Source organism: Pseudomonas sp. AC255 (assembly GCF_979258175.1).
Genome location: NZ_OZ409841.1, coordinates 2,542,460 through 2,563,415, shown reverse-complemented (window position 1 = coordinate 2,563,415; position 20,956 = coordinate 2,542,460). Strand labels below are relative to the sequence as shown.

The 20,956-nt window shown below is 61.0% G+C and carries 18 protein-coding genes and 2 riboswitches; of the genes, 13 read left to right on the top strand and 5 right to left on the bottom strand.

What is annotated here, in order from left to right:
- Window positions 1–25 precede the first annotated feature (25 nt).
- Both ACZZ0K_RS11685 and nfuA read left to right on the top strand, forming a co-directional pair.
- The gene (locus ACZZ0K_RS11685; RefSeq protein WP_258708070.1) at window positions 26–2,320 is read left to right on the top strand and encodes a fatty acid cis/trans isomerase; all 2,295 of its coding nucleotides are present in this window, start codon (window positions 26–28) and stop codon (window positions 2,318–2,320) included.
- 103 nt (window positions 2,321–2,423) lie between these two features.
- Window positions 2,424–3,008: a Fe-S biogenesis protein NfuA gene (nfuA, locus tag ACZZ0K_RS11680; RefSeq protein ID WP_003225494.1), complete on the top strand. Its 585-nt coding sequence runs from the start codon at window positions 2,424–2,426 to the stop codon at window positions 3,006–3,008.
- 144 nt (window positions 3,009–3,152) lie between these two features.
- On the opposite strand, the gene cobM is transcribed toward nfuA, so the two are convergent.
- The 4 genes from cobM to ACZZ0K_RS11660 all read right to left on the bottom strand — a co-directional run bounded on the left by cobM (window position 3,153) and on the right by ACZZ0K_RS11660 (window position 5,298).
- On the bottom strand, window positions 3,153–3,899 hold the full coding sequence (gene cobM, locus ACZZ0K_RS11675) for a precorrin-4 C(11)-methyltransferase (protein ID WP_252869345.1): 747 nt from the start codon (window positions 3,897–3,899) through the stop codon (window positions 3,153–3,155).
- Between the two features lie 78 nt (window positions 3,900–3,977).
- The gene (locus tag ACZZ0K_RS11670; protein ID WP_122507089.1) at window positions 3,978–4,391 is read right to left on the bottom strand and encodes a cobalamin biosynthesis protein; all 414 of its coding nucleotides are present in this window, start codon (window positions 4,389–4,391) and stop codon (window positions 3,978–3,980) included.
- Window positions 4,388–5,089 carry a CbtA family protein gene (locus ACZZ0K_RS11665; protein WP_217850313.1) on the bottom strand — a complete coding sequence of 234 codons (702 nt, stop codon included), beginning with the start codon at window positions 5,087–5,089 and terminating at the stop codon, window positions 4,388–4,390. The genes ACZZ0K_RS11670 and ACZZ0K_RS11665 overlap by 4 nt, the downstream gene beginning before the upstream one ends.
- Window positions 5,090–5,100: 11 nt before the next feature.
- Window positions 5,101–5,298, bottom strand: a complete 198-nt coding sequence (locus tag ACZZ0K_RS11660) for a CbtB domain-containing protein (protein ID WP_150742002.1) — start codon at window positions 5,296–5,298, stop codon at window positions 5,101–5,103.
- Between the two features lie 123 nt (window positions 5,299–5,421).
- A riboswitch (cobalamin riboswitch) is annotated at window positions 5,422–5,640 on the bottom strand.
- Between the two features lie 895 nt (window positions 5,641–6,535).
- Window positions 6,536–6,747: riboswitch (cobalamin riboswitch) on the top strand.
- 99 nt (window positions 6,748–6,846) lie between these two features.
- Here ACZZ0K_RS11660 and cobW point away from each other — a divergent pair.
- The 5 genes from cobW to ACZZ0K_RS11635 all read left to right on the top strand — a co-directional run bounded on the left by cobW (window position 6,847) and on the right by ACZZ0K_RS11635 (window position 15,571).
- Entirely contained in the window at window positions 6,847–7,911 is a 1,065-nt protein-coding gene (gene cobW, locus ACZZ0K_RS11655; RefSeq protein ID WP_258708071.1) for a cobalamin biosynthesis protein CobW, read from the top strand.
- Window positions 7,912–7,914: 3 nt separating this feature from the next.
- A complete protein-coding gene (gene cobN / locus ACZZ0K_RS11650; RefSeq protein ID WP_258708072.1) occupies window positions 7,915–11,763 on the top strand; it encodes a cobaltochelatase subunit CobN in 3,849 nt (1,282 codons plus the stop codon).
- A 216-nt stretch (window positions 11,764–11,979) separates the two neighbouring features.
- A complete protein-coding gene (locus ACZZ0K_RS11645) occupies window positions 11,980–12,990 on the top strand; it encodes an ATP-binding protein (RefSeq protein ID WP_258708073.1) in 1,011 nt (336 codons plus the stop codon).
- A complete protein-coding gene (locus ACZZ0K_RS11640) occupies window positions 12,963–13,655 on the top strand; it encodes a vWA domain-containing protein (RefSeq protein ID WP_236169036.1) in 693 nt (230 codons plus the stop codon). Before ACZZ0K_RS11645 ends, ACZZ0K_RS11640 begins: the two co-directional genes overlap by 28 nt.
- A gap of 356 nt (window positions 13,656–14,011) precedes the next feature.
- A complete protein-coding gene (locus tag ACZZ0K_RS11635) occupies window positions 14,012–15,571 on the top strand; it encodes a TerC family protein (RefSeq protein ID WP_041478708.1) in 1,560 nt (519 codons plus the stop codon).
- 132 nt (window positions 15,572–15,703) lie between these two features.
- Here ACZZ0K_RS11635 and ACZZ0K_RS11630 read toward each other — a convergent pair whose 3' ends face one another.
- Window positions 15,704–16,135: a thioredoxin family protein gene (locus tag ACZZ0K_RS11630; RefSeq protein ID WP_236168992.1), complete on the bottom strand. Its 432-nt coding sequence runs from the start codon at window positions 16,133–16,135 to the stop codon at window positions 15,704–15,706.
- Between the two features lie 458 nt (window positions 16,136–16,593).
- Here ACZZ0K_RS11630 and ACZZ0K_RS11625 point away from each other — a divergent pair, with 458 nt between their 5' ends.
- The 6 genes from ACZZ0K_RS11625 (at window position 16,594) to ACZZ0K_RS11600 (ending at window position 20,949) form a co-directional block, all read left to right on the top strand.
- Entirely contained in the window at window positions 16,594–17,442 is an 849-nt protein-coding gene (locus tag ACZZ0K_RS11625; protein ID WP_258708074.1) for a transporter substrate-binding domain-containing protein, read from the top strand.
- Between the two features lie 51 nt (window positions 17,443–17,493).
- Window positions 17,494–18,156: an amino acid ABC transporter permease gene (locus ACZZ0K_RS11620; RefSeq protein ID WP_258708075.1), complete on the top strand. Its 663-nt coding sequence runs from the start codon at window positions 17,494–17,496 to the stop codon at window positions 18,154–18,156.
- 9 nt (window positions 18,157–18,165) lie between these two features.
- Entirely contained in the window at window positions 18,166–18,828 is a 663-nt protein-coding gene (locus tag ACZZ0K_RS11615) for an amino acid ABC transporter permease (RefSeq protein ID WP_041478712.1), read from the top strand.
- A complete protein-coding gene (locus tag ACZZ0K_RS11610; RefSeq protein WP_130911292.1) occupies window positions 18,825–19,616 on the top strand; it encodes an amino acid ABC transporter ATP-binding protein in 792 nt (263 codons plus the stop codon). Before ACZZ0K_RS11615 ends, ACZZ0K_RS11610 begins: the two co-directional genes overlap by 4 nt.
- Window positions 19,617–19,647: 31 nt before the next feature.
- The gene (locus ACZZ0K_RS11605; protein WP_016774497.1) at window positions 19,648–20,037 is read left to right on the top strand and encodes a RidA family protein; all 390 of its coding nucleotides are present in this window, start codon (window positions 19,648–19,650) and stop codon (window positions 20,035–20,037) included.
- Window positions 20,038–20,184: 147 nt separating this feature from the next.
- Window positions 20,185–20,949 (top strand): IclR family transcriptional regulator, encoded by a 765-nt coding sequence (locus tag ACZZ0K_RS11600; RefSeq protein ID WP_041478714.1) that lies wholly within the window; start codon window positions 20,185–20,187, stop codon window positions 20,947–20,949.
- Window positions 20,950–20,956 lie beyond the last annotated feature (7 nt).

Sequence of the window (20,956 nt, the reverse complement as noted above, 5' to 3'; positions counted from 1 at the left end):
TTTTTTTATCATCGAGATCAGCAGCATGCCGCACCGCTTCATCAGTTTATGGTTGCTGGTCCTGAGCGGGAGCGTTGCGGCGCAAGATCCTGCCATCTCTTCTTCCATCTCCTACACCCGCGATATCCAACCGATCTTTACCGAGAATTGCGTAGCCTGCCATGCCTGCTATGACTCGGCCTGTCAGCTCAATCTCGGCAGTGGCGAAGGCGCCGCCCGTGGCGCGAGCAAGATGCCGGTATATGACGGCGAACGCACCCAGGCGGCACCGACCACGCGCTTGTTTTACGACGCCTTCGGCAAGCGCGGCTGGCAACAGAAAGACTTCTATTCGGTGCTCGACGCCCAGGGCAGTCAGGCCGCGCTGATGGCACGGATGCTTGAACTCGGCCACAAGACGCCGCTGACGCCGAACGCCAAACTGCCAGAAGAGATTGTTCTTGGGCTCAATCGCAACAATCTATGCGCAATGCCTGCGGAGTTCGACGGATATGCCGGCGCGCACCCGAAAGAGGGCATGCCGCTGGCGGTCACTGGCCTGACCGACCAGCAATACCAGACCTTGCAGCGCTGGCTGGCGTCTGGCGCGCCGATCGACGAACAGAGCCTGGCGCCGAGTGCCAAAGAGGCCATGCAGATCCTGCAGTGGGAGAACCTGCTCAATGCTCCCGGTGCTCGGCAAAGTCTGGTCGGGCGCTGGTTGTTCGAGCACTGGTATCTGGCGCACATCTATTTCAAGGACGGCGAGCCGGGGCATTATTTCCAGTGGGTGCGTTCGCGCACGCCGAGCGGCCAGCCGATTGATCTGATCGCCACTCGCCGCCCCAACGACGACCCGGGCACGCAGGTGTATTACCGCTTGTGGCCGGTGCAAGGGGTGATCGTGCACAAGACGCACATCACTTATCCGCTGAGCGCGGCGAAAATGGCCCGGATCAAGAGCCTGTTCTACAGCGGCAACTGGCAGGTCAACGCGTTACCGGGTTACGGGCCGCAAAGCCGCGCCAATCCGTTTGCCACCTTCGAGGCGATTCCGGCGCAGGCGCGCTATCAATTCATGCTCGATAACGCTGAATACTTCGTCCGCACCTTCATTCGCGGCCCGGTGTGCCGTGGGCAGATCGCGACCGACGTGATCCGCGACAACTTCTGGGCGCTGTTCCAGGCGCCGGAACATGATCTCTATATCACCGACCCGAACTACCGCGGCCAGGCCACGCCGCTGCTGGCGATGCCGGGGCAGAACGACGATGTCGGCAGCGTGCTGAGTCTGTGGCGCAACTACCGCGACAAGCGCAACGAATACGAGGCACTGCGCCGTGACAGCTATGCCGATCTGCCGGCGCCGAGCTGGTCGACGCTGTGGGCCGGCAACGACAACGCCTTGCTGAGCATTTTCCGCCACTTCGACAGTGCTTCGGTGACCAAGGGGCTTATCGGTGAGGTGCCGCAAACCATGTGGCTGTTCGACTATCCGCTGCTGGAGCGCACCTATTATCAGCTCGCGGTTAACTTCGACGTGTTCGGCAACGTCTCCCATCAAGCGCAGACTCGCCTGTATTTCGACCTGATCCGTAACGGCGCCGAGCAGAACTTCCTGCGCCTGATGCCCGCCGACTCGCGCGAGGATTACCTCAACGATTGGTATCAGGATGGCGGTCAGTTCAAGATGTGGCTCGATTACGAGGCGATCGATGACGACAAACCGACCGCGCTGAAACTCGACGAAAAAGACCCGAAACACGATTTCGCCATGCAGTTGCTGGCGCGCTACGGCGATCTGAATGCACGGCCGGACCCGATCAATCGCTGCGACGGCGCTTATTGCTCGCGACCGAATATCGATCCGGCGTTGCAGAACGCCGAGCAGGCCCTGAGCCGTCTGGCCTCGCGACCGGCCGCAGGGTTGAAAGTCATCGACCAGTTGCCCGAAGCGACCTTGCTGCGCGTTGAAACCGCCAGTGGCAAGCGCGAGGTCTACAGCGTGCTGCGCAACCGCGCCCACAGCAACGTGGCGTTTTTGCTCGGTGAGTCGCTGCGCTATCAGCCGGGGCTCGACACGTTGACTGTCTATCCGGGCGTACTCACCAGTTACCCGAATTTCATGTTCAACGTCCCGGCCGAGCAGGTGCCGGCGTTTGTCGATGCGATGGAGAATGCCAAGGATGCCAATCGGTTCGAAAAGATCGTCGAACGCTGGGGCATTCGGCGCAGTCACCCGCAGTTCTGGCTGTATTTCCACGATCTGAGCCAATACATCCACGAAACCGACCCGGTGGAAGAGGGCGTGCTGGATATGAATCGGTACGAGAACCTTTGATGATTCGCAGGCGTGTTACGAGATTCTTTCCCGACAAAAATACTAGGACTTTGTCAGCCGCGCCGATTGGCGTAAACTGCGCCCACGCCTGCGAGGAGTTTTTATGACCGCTATTACCATTACTGACGCCGCCCATGATTACCTGGCCGATCTGCTCTCCAAGCAGAACACCCCGGGCATCGGCATCCGCGTTTTCATTACCCAGCCTGGTACCCAGTACGCCGAAACCTGCATTGCCTACTGCAAGCCGGGCGAAGAGAAGCCTGAAGACACCGCGCTGGGGCTGAAAAGCTTCACCGCCTACATCGATTCCTTCAGCGAAGCGTTTCTTGATGACGCGGTCGTTGATTACGCCACCGACCGCATGGGCGGCCAGCTGACCATCAAGGCGCCAAACGCCAAGGTGCCGATGGTCAACGCCGACAGCCCGGTCAACGAGCGCATCAACTATTACCTGCAAACCGAGATCAACCCGGGGCTGGCCAGTCACGGCGGTCAGGTCAGCCTGATCGATGTTGTCGAGGACGGCATTGCCGTGTTGCAGTTCGGCGGCGGTTGCCAGGGCTGCGGCCAGGCTGACGTAACCTTGAAAGAAGGCATTGAGCGCACCTTGCTCGAGCGCATTCCGGAGCTCAAGGGCGTTCGCGACGTGACCGACCACACGCAGAAAGAAAACGCCTACTACTAAGGTGTTCGCTGCGATCATGAAAAACGGCGCCCCGTGAGCGCCGTTTTTTTATGGGTAACTTTTGCCGCCCCCATTCGCGAGCAGGCTCGCTCCCACATTGAAATGCAATCACCTGTGGGAGCGAGCCCGCTCGCGAAAGCGTCTTCAAGGGCGATAAAGATGCGCATGCCCGGCCCGATACAACGAAGACTCGCTGAACACCTCGCTGCCCAGCACCCTGCCAACCAAGATCAGCGCCGTACGCCGAAAGCCTTTGGCCTCGACCTTTGCGGCAATGTCCGCCAATGTACCTACCACCCAGTCCTGATCCGGCCATGTCGCGCGGTGAATAACGGCAATCGGGCAGTCCGCGCCGTAATGCGGCAGCAGTTCAACCAGTATCTTTTCCAGATGATTGACCCCCAGATGAATGGCCATGGTCGCGCCGTGCTGCGCCAGGCTCGCCAGTTCTTCGCCGGCGGGCATCGCGGTCTTGTCGGCGTAACGGGTCAGGATCACGCTTTGCGAAATGTCCGGCAGGGTCAACTCGGCGCCCAGCAGCGCTGCGCATGCCGCCGTCGCGGTTACGCCCGGAATGATCTCGAAAGGAATGTTCAGCTCACGCAAGTAGCGGATCTGCTCACCAATCGCGCCGTACAGACTTGGGTCTCCGGAATGCACACGGGCCACATCCTGGCCTTGGGCATGGGCAGTCCTGATCAGATCGATGATCTGTTCCAGATGCAGTTCAGCGCTATTGGCCACGATTTCGGCCTGATGACCTTCCAGCACCGCTGCGGGTACCAGCGAACCGGCGTAGATAATCACCGGGCAGCTGCGAATCAGCCGTTGGCCTTTGACGGTGATGAGTTCCGGGTCGCCGGGGCCGGCGCCGATGAAGTAGACGGTCATCGTTGAATCCTTGTGAAGAGGCGCAGGCACACTGCAGATGAAGCGTGCTCATGATCGATGGCGGGGATTATCGGGATTTTATGCAGCGCCGGCCAATGCCAGCGTGGCCTGCGCATATTTCTGCCGGTGGATCAGCAGTTTCGCCGGCGCCTGAATCAGTTGCTCGGCGAGCGCCAGCGCGGCGCTTTCCGCCACGCCGTAGCAGCCGGTGCGCTCAAAGGCGATCTGCGATTGATGGCTGAGGCGCTGCTGATAGGGCGCCAGTTCGGCACTGTTGAAATACTGCAGCGGCAGGTTCAACTGTGTGGCCAGTTCCAGCAACCCCGGTTCGTCGCGCTTGAGATCGATACTCGCCAGAGCCTTGACCGCTCGCAGTTCGATGCGGTGTGCCTGCAAAGCCTGGTCGAGTAACGCACGCAACGTACTGGCCGGGCAGCCCCGCTGGCAGCCGAGACCGACCACGAGGGTCGGCGCTGCGCGGTCATCGGTCATGCCTGATATGGGCCTGCGCTTTTGCGGCGGAACAACCATGCACTGATCAGGCCCAAGGCCAGCCAGAACGCGACGTTGGTCAGCTGCGAAGCGATTTTGAACTGGGTTTCCAGTGCCTCTGGAGCGAGCATCGAATGCACCTGCGGTTGCGGCGCGCCGATCACATGCGGCACGGCGAGAATCGCTACACCAAGAAGCTTCATCAGCCAGTGACGGCTGAAAGCGATCAGTGCCAGGCCGACAGCGGTCGAAGCGGCAGTGCCGATCCACCAGATCTGCCGCGAAGCCAGATCGGCGGCGGCTGTGCCCGGCAACTCAGGTGGCAGGCCCAAGGTCGGCGCGAGAACGAACGTGGCGTAACCGGCCAGACCCCAGAGCAGCCCTTGCGAGGTCTTGGTCGGCGCGCGCAAGGTGTACAGGCCGGCGAGCATCAGGGCGAAACCCACCGCCACCACCAGATTACCGCCAGTGGTCGAGACCACGCGCTGCCAGCCGTCTTCCGGCTCCCAGGCTTCGCCATCATGGCTGTGGGCGGCGGTGCCGACGGCGTGTTCGTGGACTTGCGCGACCGGTTCGGACTTCTCGAAGGTTTCGGCCTGCAGAATCAGTGGCGATACCCAGAAACTCTGTAGCAAGGTCAGGAGCAGGGCGGCCAGCAAGCCGGTGAAGCCTGCGGTTTGCGCGATACGCTTGATCATTTCGGCAAGCCTCAGTGGCACGGGAACGCGGCGCTGTGGCGGGTATCGTGGGCGGCGTTGTGCACCGCTTCGATGTGCGAGAAACCGGCGAACCAGACCAGGCTGGCACCGAGGATCGAGGCGAAGAGGGCGGCGACGACGCGTTGGCCGAGTGTGGTGCTGCTGGAAATGTGGTCAGTGTGGCTGACGGTGTTACTGATGATCGACATAGCGCTTCCCTCTGAAATGTCAGCGGGTAAACAGAGCGCATGAAAATCCCTGCGGGCCGGGCACGCAGGGATTTCGAACAGCGCCCGCCCACCGCGGGTTTGTTTGTGTTCAGCGGCGCTTGCGCGTGCTGGGTGTTGCGGGCCGGTCTCCGGGCTCGCGAGGGGTTGGCTGGTCGCCGACCTGCAAGCATCACCTTCCCATGCCGGGGCACAGTGGATCTGACGCTTCGCTCGCTTACCGTTGCGGGGGCAGCACCGGACTGACATGGCTTTGAGTAAAGCACATGATTCACCGGTTTCCCGTTTCACCCTGTGAAGGGCACCCGTAACAAGGTGTGCAGGAGAACATGGGTTTGGGTTTTTAGTCAATTTCCGGGAGTTTCCGGTACTGCGGTGTGGGCATTTTTCTGATGTTTTTGTGTGTATATCCGTTGCTGCGGGTGTTGCTGATTACGGTTTCGCCCTTACGGCGAGGCACTTTTTCCAAACGCCGAAAAAGCACCCAAAAGACTTGCTCCTACGTTCGGCCCTCGCAGGCTCGGGTTCCTTCGCTCCGGGACTGATCCGGGCGCAGCGGCTCCGGTTTGCTTCGCTGCACCTACACTCGCTGTGTACGACTGCGTCGTACGGTCGCTGCGCTCCCACGCCCGGATCAATCCCTCCACTCACCCTTCCGACGTCGCCGGTGGATCAAGATCAAAAGCACTCGAGCTTGCGCTCATTGTTGAGTGGTGCGGCTTCGCCGCGGGCAGCTGCGCTGCTTTGCTTTTGCTTTTGTGGGAGCGAGCCTGCTCGCGAAGGCGGCCTGACAGCCAACCTGTTCTTGAGCTGGTGCGCGATCCAACTGTAGGAGCTGCCGAAGGCTGCGATCTTTTGCTTTTGCCTTTGCTTTTGCTCTGGCTTTTGATCTTTCGCCCCTTCGGCAGGCTTCGTTACGGGATCGATCCGGGGGGAGCGCAGCGACCGTACGACGCAGTCGTACACAGCGGAAGGAGGTGCAGCGAAGCAAACCGTAGCCGCTGCGCCCGGATCGGTCCCGTAACGAAGGTACCCCGAGCCCCAGCGAGCGGGCCGTACGCCGGGGCAAAGCCTTTTGGTTCCTTTTTGCTGGGCCGGCACTCCGGCGTTTGAAAAAGGGACTCGCTGTAAGAGCGAAACCATAAGAAGCCGTTACCGCAGCAACGGATATACCCCCAGTTTCAGACTCACCGACCATTGACCCACGACGGACCCATGCGTAGCCTTGCGCTTTCGAGGTTCTTCGGCACTTGCCGAAGCTAAGAAGGGAACGCGGTCAAAGCCGCGGCTGCCCCCGCAACTGTGAACGGTGATGTTCGTTGCCACGCCACTGCCAGCTCAACCGATGAGCCAGCGGGAAGGCGCAATGGACGCCAGGCCCAACGCCTGAACGCCGTCAGCCAGGAGACCTGCCTCGTCACAGATTCTCACTACAACCGGGCGGGGTGATCCGGTGGCGAATGCTTCCGGCGTGCACGCGCGCTGCCGGTTCTCGTCCCGTATGCCCGCCGCTTGCCAAAGGGCATACCGATGAAAACACTGGCCAAACTCCCCGTCACCATCGTCACCGGTTTCCTCGGTTCGGGCAAAACCACGCTGCTGCGGCACATGCTCGACAACGCTCAGGGCCGGCGCATTGCGGTGATCGTCAATGAGTTTGGCGAGTTGGGCATCGACGGTGAAATCCTCAAGCAATGCACCATCGGCTGCACCGAAGAAGAGGCCAGCGGCCGCGTTTATGAGCTGGCCAACGGCTGCCTGTGCTGCACGGTGCAGGAAGAATTCTTCCCGGTGATGCGCGAACTGGTCGCCCGTCGCGGTGACCTTGATCACATTCTCATCGAAACCTCCGGCCTGGCCCTGCCCAAGCCGTTGGTGCAAGCCTTCCAGTGGCCGGAAATTCGCAGTGCCTGCACCGTCGATGCAGTCATCACCGTGGTCGACAGCCCGGCCGTCGCTGCTGGCACCTTCGCTGCGTTCCCGGATCAGGTCGATGCCCAGCGCAAACTCGATCCGAACCTTGATCACGAGTCGCCGCTGCACGAATTGTTCGCCGATCAACTGGCCAGCGCTGACCTGGTGATCCTCAACAAAGCCGACCAGACCAGCCCGCAAGACCTGGCTCGCGTACGCGCTGAAGTCGCCGAAGAGCTGCCGCCAGCAGTGAAAATCATCGAAGCCAGCAACGGCCGCCTGCCGCTCGACGTGTTGATCGGCCTCGGTGCCGGCTCTGAAGAGCATATCGACAGCCGCCACAGCCACCACGATCATCACCACGACGGTGATGACGACGATCACGATCATGACGCCTTCGATTCGATCTCCATCGAATTGCCGCAAGCCGACGAAAGCCTGCTGCTCGACGCGCTGACGCAACTGGTGGTGCAGCACGGCATCCTGCGGGTCAAAGGCTTCGCGGCGATTCCGAACAAGCCGATGCGCCTGTTGATCCAGGGCGTGGGCACGCGTTTCGATAAGCATTTCGACCGTCAGTGGGGCGCCGAAGAAGCGCGCGTCACGCGTCTGGTGCTGATCGGTCAGGAGCTTGATGCGGCACAACTCGAAGCGCAGTTGCGCGCTGCGCTCAGCGTTTAAGTCATGCACCTGCTCAGGACCCAGCCCGGCGGATTCGTCTCGGATGACAACATTGCCGATCTCGGACAAACCCCCGCCGAGTTGGTGATCCTGTGCAGCGGCGATTCCAGCCTGGCGCTGCTCGCGGAGGCTGCGCAGCAACTGCCCGATGATTATCCGAGCCTGCGTCTGGCCAACCCGATGCAGGTGCAGAATCATGCCTCGGTCGATCTGTATGTCGACGAAGTGCTGCGCCACGCCAAGGTCATTCTGATCTCCCTGCATGGCGGCATTGCCTATTGGCGCTACGGTGTCGAGCGGCTGGTCGAGTTGTCCGAACGCGGCGTGCAACTGATTCTGGTGCCTGGCGATGACCGCCCGGACCCCGAGCTCAGTGACTTGAGCACGGTCAGCGCCGAAGTGCGCGATCGACTCTGGCAATTCCTGCGTCAGGGCGGCATGGGCAATGCGCTGGATTTCTTCCGTTGCCTGGGCGACCAGTGGTTTGCCCGGGATTATTCGTGGGGCGAGCCGCAAACCCTGCCGCGCACGGCGATTTATCACCCACAGAAAAACAGCGCTGCCCTGAGTGACTGGCAAGCCGAATGGCTGCCCGGTCAACCGGTGGCGGCGCTGTTGTTTTATCGCTCGCATTTGCAGGCGGCGAACACGGCGTTCATCGATGTGTTCTGTCAGCGTTTGCAGGCAGCCGGACTCAATCCGCTGCCGATCGCGGTGGCGAGTCTGAAGGAGCCCGGCTGCCTTTCGGTGGTCGAGGACTGGCTGGATGAAGTCGAGGCGGGGGTGGTTCTCAACACCACCGGTTTTGCCCAATCGAGTCCCGAGGCGCCGCATCTGCGCCCGTTTCGCCGCAACATCCCGGTGATTCAAGCGATCTGCGCCCAGGACAATGAGCCCGGCTGGCGCGACAGTGAACAGGGCCTCGGGCCGCGCGATCTGGCGATGCACATTGCTTTGCCGGAACTCGACGGGCGCATCATCAGCCGACCGATCAGCTTCAAGGATCTGGCCTGGCGCAGCGAGCGCAGCCAGTCCGATGTGGTCTGTTATCGCGCCCAACCTGAACGCATGGATTTCGTCGCCGAACTGGCGCGGCGCTGGATTGCTCTGGGGCGGGTGCCCAATGGCGAAAAACGCATCGCGCTGATCCTTGCCAACTACCCGACCCGCGACGGCCGCATTGGCAACGGTGTCGGCCTCGATACGCCAGCGGCGGCGCTGAACATCCTGCGCGCTTTGCGCGAAGAGGGTTATCCGGTCACGGCCGAGTTGCCCGATAGTGGCACCGAGCTGATCCAGCAATTGCTCGGTGGTGTCAGCAACGACCTCGACAGTCTCGACCTGCGCCCGTGCCAGCAGAGCCTGGCGATGGACGATTACCTGGCAATGTTCAATGCACTGCCGCAGGCGAATCGCGCGGCGGTAGTCGAGCGTTGGGGATCGCCACACAATGATCCGATGTGCCGCGACGGTCGCTTGATGATCGCCGGTCTGCGTTTCGGTCTGACCTTTGTCGGCATTCAGCCGGCCCGGGGTTATCAGGTCGATCCGAGCGCGGTGTATCACGACCCGGATCTGGTCCCGCCGCACGGCTATCTGGCGTTCTATTTCTGGTTGCGCAACACCTACGGCGCCCACGGCGTGATCCACGTCGGCAAGCACGGCAATCTCGAATGGTTGCCGGGCAAAGGGGTTGGGCTGTCGGAAAACTGCTGGCCGGATGCGTTGCTCGGCCCGCTGCCAAATATCTATCCGTTTATCGTCAACGATCCGGGCGAGGGCGCCCAGGCCAAGCGGCGCACGCAGGCGGTGATCATCGACCACCTGATGCCACCGCTGACCCGCGCCGAAACCTATGGGCCGCTACGCAATCTGGAGTTGCTGGCCGACGAATATTACGAGGCGCAACTGCTCGATCCGCGCCGTGCCCGCGAGTTGCAGCGCGACATTCTGCAATTGGTGCGGGACACGCAAATCGACCGCGAATTGCAACTGGATGCCGCGCTGGACAGCGATGCCGATGCGGCGATCTGGTTGCCGCGTCTGGACACTTATCTGTGCGATCTGAAGGAATCGCAGATTCGTGATGGGTTGCACATCTTTGGCGAGTCGCCGAGCGGGCGTTTGCGTATCGACACGTTGCTGGCATTGCTGCGCATCCCGCGCGGTGACGGCAAGGGAGCGCAGTCGAGTCTGCTGCGAGCATTGGCCAAAGCGTTTGATCTCGGTTTTGATCCGCTGGATTGCGCGTTGGCCGAGCCGTGGAGCGGCCCGCGTCCGACCGAGTTGCAGACCCTCAGCGAAGAAGTCTGGCGCACCGCCGGCGACACCCGCGAACGCCTCGAGTTATTTGCCGCAGACTTGATCTCCCAAGCACTGAATGTCCCCTGTGGGAGCGTGCCTGCTCGCGAAAGCGGTGAGTCAGGTAAATCATTGTTGAATGACACACAGAGTTCGCGAGCAGGCTCGCTCCTACAAGGGTCGTGGTGGGCTGAGGTTGATTCGATACTCGACCATCTGCGCGAAGTCGTCGCCCCGCGCCTCGACGCTTGCGGTCCCGCCGAAATGCGCGGTCTGCTCGACGCCCTCAGCGGTCGTTTCGTCCCGGCCGGCCCCAGCGGTGCGCCCAGCCGTGGCCGCCTCGACGTGTTGCCCACCGGGCGTAATTTTTATTCAGTCGACGTGCGCAATCTGCCAACAACTACAGCGTGGCGCATAGGTTTCCAGTCCGCCACGCTGATTCTCGAACGACACCTGCAGGATCACGGCGATCACTTGCGCCACCTCGGCTTGTCCGTGTGGGGCACCGCAACCATGCGCACCGGCGGCGACGACATCGCTCAGGCCATGGCTTTGATGGGCGTGCGTCCGGTCTGGGCCACGGGCAGTCAGCGCGTGGATGATTTCGAGATTCTGCCGCTGAGTCTGCTCGATCGTCCGCGAGTCGATGTGACGCTGCGGGTTTCGGGGTTTTTCCGTGATGCGTTTGCCAATCTCATCCGCCTGTTCGACGCCGCCGTGCAAGCGGTGGCCGCACTGGATGAGCCGGATGACTTGAACCCACTCGCCGCCAAGGTGCGTGCCGAACGCGAGGCGTTATTGCAATCGGGCGTCGATGAGGATACCGCGCGGCGTCAGGCCGGTTGGCGCATCTTCGGCGCGAAACCGGGGGCGTATGGCGCCGGGGTGCAAGGCGCTATCGACGGACGTCTGTGGCAGTCGCGCGAAGACCTCGCCGAGGTCTACCTGAACTGGGGCGCCTATGCTTACGGCGGTGCCGACGAGGGCACGGCCGCCCGCGCGCAATTCAGCCAGCGCCTGAGCCAGGTGCAAGCGGTGCTGCAAAACCAGGACAACCGCGAGCATGACTTGCTCGATTCCAACGATTACTACCAGTTCCAGGGCGGCATGCTCGCGGCGGTGGAGACGCTGCGCGGCGAAGCGGCGGCCAGCTATCACGGCGATCACAGCCAACCGGATCTGCCGAAGATTCGTACCTTAAAGGAAGAATTGAACCGCGTGCTGCGCTCGCGCGCGGCGAATCCGAAGTGGATCGACGGGGTCAAGCGTCACGGCTACAAAGGCGCGTTCGAACTGGCGGCGACGGTTGATAATCTGTTCGCCTTCGATGCGACTACGCAATTGATCGACGACCATCAATATGCGTTGCTGGCGGAGGCATATTTGCTCGATCCGGCGACCCGGGATTTTGTTCGTGAGCATAATCCCCATGCGCTGCGCGACATGACCGAACGCATGCTCGAAGCGCAGCAGCGCGGGATGTGGCAGGAGCCGGGGGCTTATAAAGAAGCGCTGGAGAATTTGCTGTTGGATATCGAGGAAGATATGTAGCCGCTAAAAAGCTACCCTCACCCCAGCCCTCTCCCGGAGGGAGAGGGGGCCGATCTTTAGCGCTGTCGAAGTTTGCGTCGACCCGATGCATCACGTCGACAGAACTCGAGAGGCCATCACGGTCTGTTCCCTCTCCCTCTGGGAGAGGGCTAGGGCGAGGGCAACAACTGACACACCACAACGTCACGACCATCCACGACCACGAAAGAGAAACCCATGACCGACACCCCGCATTTCCCGCTCTCCGCCGTGGTCGGCGCCGATGACTTGAAGCTCGCCCTGTGCCTGACCGCCATCGACCCGAAAATCGGCGGCGTACTCATCGAAGGTCCGCGCGGCATGGCCAAGTCGACCCTGGCCCGGGGCCTGGCGGACCTGCTCGCCAGCGGCCAGTTCGTCACCTTGCCGCTGGGCGCCACGGAAGAGCGCCTGGTCGGCACCCTCGATCTCGACGCTGCCCTGAGCGACGGTCGCGCGCAGTTTTCGCCCGGTGTCCTGGCCAAGGCTGACGGTGGCGTGCTGTACGTCGATGAAGTCAATCTGCTGCCCGATCATCTGGTCGACCTGCTGCTCGATGTCGCCGCCAGCGGTACCAACCTGATCGAACGTGACGGCATCTCCCATCGGCATTCGGCGAAATTCGTTCTGATCGGCACCATGAACCCGGAAGAGGGCGAGCTGCGGCCGCAACTGCTTGACCGCTTCGGCTTGAACGTTGCCCTCAGTGGCCACACTGCGCCCGCCGAACGCGGGCAGATCATTCGCCGGCGGCTGGATTTCGACAGCAATCCGCAAGGGTTCTGCGCGCAGTGGGCGAGCGAGCAACACATCCTGCGTTCGCGCTGTGAAAGCGCCCGCGAGCGCTTGGCGGCCATCCCTCTGGATGATGCGGCATTGGCGTTGATTACCGAGCGTTGTTTCGCCGCCGGCGTCGATGGCTTGCGCGCTGATCTGGTCTGGTTGCGCGCGGCTCGCGCCCATGCGGCATGGCGTGGGGCCGATGCGATTGCTGAAGAGGATATCGACGCGGTGGCCGAATTTGCCCTGCGCCATCGCCGTCGCGAACAAACTTCATCCAGCGCCCAATCACAAGCGCAATCTCCGTCAGGCACAGACAGCAAATCCGGCGAAGGCCAGGGCCAGTGGGGCGAGATGCCGGCAACGGCGCAAGCCACCGGTGCCCGCCGCGAAGTTCCGAGCTGGCCGCCACAGGCAAAAAAGCCCTAGGCATTCGCCCCCGATCCGACGCGGGGGCGAATGCCAGACCCCGTGCCGGACAACTCGATAACGGTCGTCAGGGCCAACGCCAGAGCGCCAGCAGCGGTTCGGTGAACTGGCCGGGCACGCTGCTCAATGGCCTCCCTCAGCGCCGCGCCGATTTGCTGTTTCAACAGCGTACCCGTTCGCCCCATGAAGTCTGGCTGGTGATCGTCGACGCGTCGGCTTCGACCCGTCGCCATCAGGCCTTGAGCGATGCCAAGGGCCTGCTCGCGCAGTTGTTCGACGATGCTTACCGCCAGCGGGCGCGGCTGGCGTTGCTGACCGCCAGTGGTTCTGCGCCGAAATGGCAGGTGCAAGGCTTGAAGGCCTCAAGCGGCCTGAGCACCTGGCTCGCCGGCCTGGGCGCTGGTGGCGGCACGCCGTTGCTCGCGGCGCTGGAACAGGCGCAGCAATGGCTGACGGTTAGACGCAAGCGCTTTCCCGCCGAACAGCAACGCTGTCTGATCGTGACCGATGGTCGCTTGAAAGAGCTGTCGGGGTTGCCGGTGCTGGCGTGCCCGGGATTGCTGATCGACATCGAACGCGGGCCGATCCGACTGGGCCGGGCGAAGGATCTGGCGACCGCGCTGCAAGCGCAGTATCAGCATATCGATGAGCTGGGTCTACGCTGAATCCGCCGCACCGCTCGCACCCTGTGGGAGCGAGCCTGCTCGCGAAGGCTTTTTCGGCAACGCTGAAAATCTCCGATCAAGGTCATTCATACAGATTTTGAAATGATTTCCCGCTGTGGAGCAGGCCGGTCAAACCTGTACGCTCGAAGGCCATTTTTCATTCAGGATCTACATGAACACCCTCTCGGAGCCTCCCAGTCAGCATTCTCCAGCGCAATATTGCGCGGTCTTGATCCATTCGCAGCATCCCGTCTTCCGACTCCCGACTATGGTTGATAACGCGGCCCTTGAGCCTTCGCGTTGCACTTCGCCGTGTCCGGCTGCCTGAATTCACTGAAGAGAGATCGAGACGTTTTATGGAATGGTTAGCGGATCCCACGGCCTGGTTAGGCCTGTTGACTCTGATCGTGCTGGAACTGGTGCTGGGTATCGACAACCTGGTGTTCATCGCAATTCTTGCCGACAAACTGCCGCCGCATCAGCGTGATCGTGCGCGCATCATCGGCTTGTCGCTGGCGTTGATCATGCGTCTGGGCCTGTTGGCGAGCATTTCCTGGCTGGTTACGCTCACGCAGCCGTTGTTCGAGGTGTTCGACAAGAGCTTCTCCGGCCGCGACCTGATCATGCTGTTCGGTGGCGTGTTCCTGCTGTTCAAGGCGACAATGGAGTTGCATGAGCGCCTCGAAGGCCATGTCGGCGAGCGCTCGACCAACACGACCTACGCGCTGTTCTGGCCGATCGTGGCGCAGATCGTGGTGCTCGACGCCGTGTTCTCGCTCGACGCGGTGATTACCGCCGTGGGCATGGTCGATGAACTGGCGGTGATGATGATCGCCGTGATCATTTCCATCGGCCTGATGATCGTCGCCAGCAAGCCGCTGACCCGCTTCGTCAACGCACATCCGACCGTGATCATGCTGTGCCTGGGCTTCCTGATGATGATCGGTTTTGCCCTGACCGCCGAAGGTCTGGGCTTCCATATCCCGAAAGGTTACCTGTACGCGGCCATCGGTTTCTCGATCCTGATTGAGGTGTTCAACCAGATCGCCCGGGCTCGGCGCAAACGTTCGATGCAGGGCGTGCGGCCGATGCGTGAGCGCACGGCACATGCAGTGATGCGTCTGCTCGGCGGGCGCAAACTGGCGGCGGAGGAGGTTGGCGAGGAAATCTCCGACCTGCTGGACAACGGTGAAGCGCCGGTGGCCGAGCTGTTCGACCGTCGTGAGCGGGTGATGATCAGCGGTGTGCTGCAATTGGCGGAGCGGCCGATTCGCAACCTGATGACGGTGCGCGCCGACGTTGACCTGATTGATCTTGCGGATGACGCCGAAACCATTCGCACGAAGTTGATGCATTCGTCCTACTCGCGCTTGCCGTTGATTCGCGATGGCGCGGTGGACGAGCCGCTGGGCTTCGTACACAAGAAGGAACTGCTCAAGGAATATCTGGCGGGCAACGAGCCGAACCTGGAGCATCTGGCTCGCAAGACCGTCAATCTGCTCGACAGTTACTCAATCCTCAATGCCCTGGAGCAGATGCGCGCGGCCTCGACCCACATCGCTTTCGTGGTCAACGAGTTTGGCGATTTCGTCGGCGTATTGACCATGACCGACATCCTCGAATCGATCGCTGGCGAACTACCCGATGCCAGCGAAATCGAAGGCCCGGACGTAGTCGAGGAGCGCGGCGGGTTTCTGGTCAGCGGCGCGCTGCCCTTGGCTCGCGTTCGCCAGCGTACCGGCTTCGATGCCGAGCCGACGGAGGACTATCAGACCATGGCCGGGTTGGTGATGAGTCTGCTGGATCGCTTGCCGATGACCGGCGATCAACTGGAATACGAGGGCTGGCAACTGACTGTCAAAGCGGTGGAAGAGCGGCGGGTGACGCGGGTGTTGCTGGAGCGCGCTGCCGCGTAATACTTGCGTTTTCTAAAAGCTGTGCCGGCCTTTTTGCGAGCGGGCTAGCTGCCACATTGCAACGCGGTTCAATGTGGCAGCTAGCCTGCTCGCGAAGGCAATTTGGCAGGCACTTCACAGCTCTGGGCTCGTTCAGAACATCCGGCGTAGGCGTCCACGTGGAACGGTACGCAAAGTACGAAGTGTCTGACGCAGCCAAGGCAGATCATGCTTCCGTTTACGCGCGGCAAAGGGGGCTTTGGTCTTGCCGATGTGCACGGCGAAATCCCGTGCGAGGGTTTCTTCAGTGCCGATACCTTTGAGCTTTTTCAGCAGCCTGCCGTTTTTATAGAACAGCACTGTTGGCGTGCCCGTGACATTCGGGTGCTTGGGCGATTGGCTGGTGTTGAGCATATAGATGTTGGCGCGCAGTCGGTAAGGCTCGGCAATCTGCCGAAAGATCGGCCCGGCCCATTCGCAGGCGGGGCAATGTTCATTGGCGAAATAAATAATGACCGGACGCCAGGTTTTCAGGGCTTTGCGGTAAACCGGGGCCAGCGCGGAAGATGTGTTGGTGACGTTCATCGAAGGGTCCTTTTCAACGAGCGGATAGGTTGCTTGACGTTAAAGGAGTAGGCATGTCGGGGTCTACTGTCAGAAATTACAGGTGGACTGCGTAACCACGAGAAGTGCTGTCGTCACGGTGATAGCCGTCGCGAAACGGCAGGGTGGTGATGTCTACAGGCAGGCGCTAAAGCGCTGATACCGGGTTTTGCTCAACTGTCACCCTGATTCGCACCACAACGGCGCGATCTGACCCAAGTTGGGAACGCATTACCCCTTTCCTGGCTTTGTCAGGTGTTTCCTTCGCTCCTGGTTGGGCCAAACCCTTTGGTCCAGGAACCATATCTTGTTGATTCCAAAAGCGTTCAACGCAGTTACAGATTTCACGAGATTCCTGTGGCACACTTTCTGCTGTCTATTCCGTAGTAACAAACCGTGTTCCGGTATAGCGGAATAAACACTATTGTGGAGTGCTTGCCATGCGTCGCCATCCTTCGTTGTTCAAAGCGTGTGTTTTTGTCCTTGCGGCTTCTTCCTCGGTCATGGGTCTGGCCCAGGCGGCCGACAGCAAGCTCGACAGTGTTCTCGCCCGTGGCAAGTTGATCGTGGGCACCGGCAGCACCAACGCGCCGTGGCACTTTCAGGGCGCGGACGGCAAGTTGCAGGGTTTTGATATCGACATCGCCAGGATGGTGGCCAAGGGACTGTTCAACGACCCGAGTAAAGTCGAGTTCGTGGTGCAGTCGTCCGATGCGCGGATTCCCAATCTGCTGACCGACAAGGTCGACATGAGCTGCCAGTTCATCACCGTCACCGCCAGCCGTGCCCAGCAAGTGGCATTCACTCTGCCGTACTACCGCGAAGGCGTCGGCCTGCTGTTGCCGAATAACAGCAAGTACAAGGAAATCGAAGACCTGCAGGCGGCGGGCGATGACGTTACCGTTGCGGTGCTGCAAAACGTATACGCCGAAGAATTGGTGCATCAGGCATTGCCCAAGGCCAAGGTCGATCAGTACGACAGCGTCGACCTGATGTATCAGGCAGTGAACTCTGGCCGTGCCGATGCCGCCGCAACCGATCAGTCGTCGGTCAAATACCTGATGGTGCAGAACCCTGGCCGCTACCGCAGCCCGAGCTATGCCTGGAGCCCGCAGACTTACGCCTGCGCAGTCAAACGTGGCGATCAGGACTGGCTGAACTTCGTAAACACCGCGCTGCATGAGGCCATGACCGGGGTTGAGTTCTCGACCTACGCCGCCTCCTTCAAGCAATGGTTCGGTGTCGATCTGCCGTCGCCCGCGATCGGTTTCCCAGTCGAATTCAAATGATCCCGTGAGAGTGGGGCGATTTCAGTCGCCCCGCTCAAGGTACTGCTGACCATGAATTATCAGTTGAACTTTGCCGCCGTGTGGCGCGATTTCGACACCTTGCTGGCAGGGCTCGGGCTGGGCTTGCAGCTGGCGCTGGTGTCGATCGCCATCGGCTGCGTTATCGGCCTGCTGATGGCGTTTGCCTTGCTCTCCAAACATCGCGCCTTGCGGGTGCTGGCCTCGGTGTACGTCACGGTGGTGCGCAACACGCCAATCCTGGTGTTGATTCTGTTGATCTACTTCGCACTGCCCAGCCTTGGCATTCGTCTGGACAAGATTCCTTCGTTCATCATCACGCTGTCGCTGTATGCCGGCGCGTACCTGACCGAAGTCTTCCGTGGCGGCTTGTTGAGCATTCCCACAGGCCAGCGCGAAGCCGGGCTGGCAATCGGTCTCGGTGAATGGCAGGTCAAGGCTTACGTCACCGTGCCGGTGATGCTGCGCAATGTGCTGCCGGCGCTGTCGAACAACTTCATTTCGCTGTTCAAGGACACTTCGCTGGCGGCTGCGATTGCGGTGCCGGAGCTGACCTACTACGCGCGCAAGATCAACGTCGAGACCTACCGGGTGATCGAAACCTGGCTGGTGACCACGGCGTTGTATGTCGCGGCCTGTTACCTCATTGCCATGCTGCTGCGTTACCTCGAGCAGCGTCTGGCGATCCGCCGATAGGAGGCTGCGATGTACCAATCTCCCAGTTGGTTGCATGAATTGTGGCTCGCCCGCGAGCCGTTGTGGCAGGGCTTTCTGACCAGTGTGCAGGTCTCGGCGCTGGCCATCGTCTTGGGCACCATGCTCGGCGTGGTTGCCGGCCTGGTCCTGACTTACGGCAGATTCTGGATGCGCGCGCCGTTTCGGCTTTACGTCGATCTGATTCGCGGCACGCCAGTGTTTGTGCTGGTGCTGGCCTGCTTTTATATGGCGCCGGCGCTCGGTTGGCAGATCAGCGCGTTTCAGGCCGGAGCCCTGGGCCTGACGCTGTTCTGCGGCTCGCACGTCGCCGAAATCGTTCGTGGCGCGCTGCAAGCCTTGCCGCGCGGGCAGATGGAGGCGGGGAAAGCCATCGGCCTGACGTTCTACCAATCCCTCGGCTACGTACTGTTGCCTCAGGCGCTGCGGCAGATTTTGCCGACCTGGGTCAACTCGTCCACCGAAATCGTCAAGGCTTCGACCTTGCTCTCGGTGATCGGCGTCGCCGAATTGCTGCTCAGCACGCAACAGATCATCGCCCGAAACTTCATGACCCTGGAGTTCTACCTGTTCGCCGGTTTTCTGTTCTTTGTCATCAACTACGGCATCGAGTTACTCGGCCGGCACATTGAAAAGCGGGTGGCCTTGCCATGACTCAAGCTCAAGTTGCTTCACAGAATCAGGCGCTGCTGGACATTCGCGGCCTGCACAAACAGTACGGCGCGGTGGAAGTGCTCAAGGGTGTCGACCTGAGCATGCAGCGCGGCAACGTCGTTACGCTGATCGGCTCCAGTGGCTCGGGCAAGACCACGCTGCTGCGTTGCGTGAACATGCTCGAAGAGTTTCAGGGCGGGCAGATTCTGCTCGACGGCGAATCCATTGGCTATGACGAGGTCAACGGTAAACGTGTGCGCCATGCGGAAAAGGTCATTGCCCGTCATCGTGCGATGACCGGCATGGCCTTCCAGCAATTCAACCTCTTCCCGCACCTGACCGCGTTGCAGAACGTCACCTTGGGCCTGCTCAAGGTGAAGAAGATGCACAAGGACGAAGCCGTGGTGCTTGCCGAAAAATGGTTGGAGCGTGTCGGCCTGCTGGAGCGGCGCAATCACTTTCCCGGTCAGTTGTCCGGTGGTCAACAACAGCGCGTAGCCATCGCCCGGGCCATTGCGATGAACCCGAGCCTGATGCTCTTTGACGAAGTCACCTCGGCCCTCGACCCGGAACTGGTTGGCGAGGTGCTCAACGTGATCAAGGGGCTGGCCGAGGACGGCATGACCATGTTGCTGGTGACCCACGAAATGCGTTTCGCTTTCGAGGTCTCGGACAAGATCGTTTTCATGAATCAAGGGCGAATCGAAGAGCAGGGGCCTCCCAAGGAACTGTTCGAACGCCCGCAATCGCCGCGTCTGGCAGAATTTCTCAAAAGCACGCGGTTTTGAATCTGCACTTTTGCAATCAGGAGAAACACCCATGAGCATTACGCGTTACGGCACCGGCAGCACCGCCGCCGGCGGCCAGCCTCGTCCATTCGCCCGCGCTGTTGAAGCGGATGGTTGGCTGCATGTGTCCGGCCAGGTACCGGCGGTGGATGGCGAGATCATCGTTGGTGGCATTGTCGAACAGACCCACCAGACCATGAAGAACCTGATCGCCATTCTCGAAGAGGCTGGTTATGGCCTTGAGGACGTGGTTCGCGCCGGCGTCTGGCTGGACGATCCACGGGATTTCAGCAGCTTCAACAAAGTCTTCGCCGAGTATTTCAAACCCGAACACGCCCCGGCGCGGGCCTGTGTGCAGGCGAGCATGATGGTTGATTGCAAGGTTGAGATCGACTGCATTGCCTACAAGAAGAAGGCCTGAAACAAGTGCAGCCCTCTTCGCGAGCAGGCTCGCTCCCACATTTGGAATGCGTTTTCCTGTGGGAGCGAGCCTGCTCGCGAAAGCGATGTAACAGGCGACACTGGACTCTCGGTAAACTCCCGGCGACTTTGAATGGAAACCACTGACATGACCGAAGACACCATCAAGCGCCGGGCACGTGGTCTGGACCGGGCGTTCGATATCCTCGATTTTCTCAAGGAAATCGGCCAGCCCTTGCGCCCCAACGACATCGCCAACGGCATCGGCGGCCCGAAATCCACGGTCTACGAGCTGGTCGCATCCTTGCTGGAGCGGCGGATTCTGGAACCGGTGGGCAAGGACGGCCACGTCTATCTCGGCCGCCAGTTGTACTTCCTCGGCCAAGCGCATCTGCGCCATTTCGACCTCAGCCGCGAGGCCGATCACGCCTTGCAGGAGATCGTCAGCCAGACCCGCGAAACTGCGCAGATGTGCCTGCTCAATGGGCGCAAATACACGGTGGCGTTGATGAAGGAGGGCGAGCGGCATTTCCGCATCTCATCGGATATCGGCGAAAACGCGCCGATCCCGTGGACCGCCTCCGGGCGCTTGCTGCTCGCGCATTTGAGCGATCAGCAGATCATCGACCTGATCGACGAGGACGACTACATCCTGCCCGACGGCGAACGTCTGCCACTGGAACGCTTTCTGGCGGAGATTCGTCAGGCCGGTATCGATGGCTTCTTCTCCTTCGACAGCGTCGCCGACACCTTCACCCATTGCTTCGCCGCGCCGGTGAAAGACCCGCAAGGCGTGGCCATTTGCACGTTGTGCATCGTCGCCCCACGGGCCGATGCAAAAAACAATTACAACGACTATCGCCGGGTGCTGATCGAGAGCGCCAACAGCCTCGCCCGGCGTATCAACGAATAACCGCGGC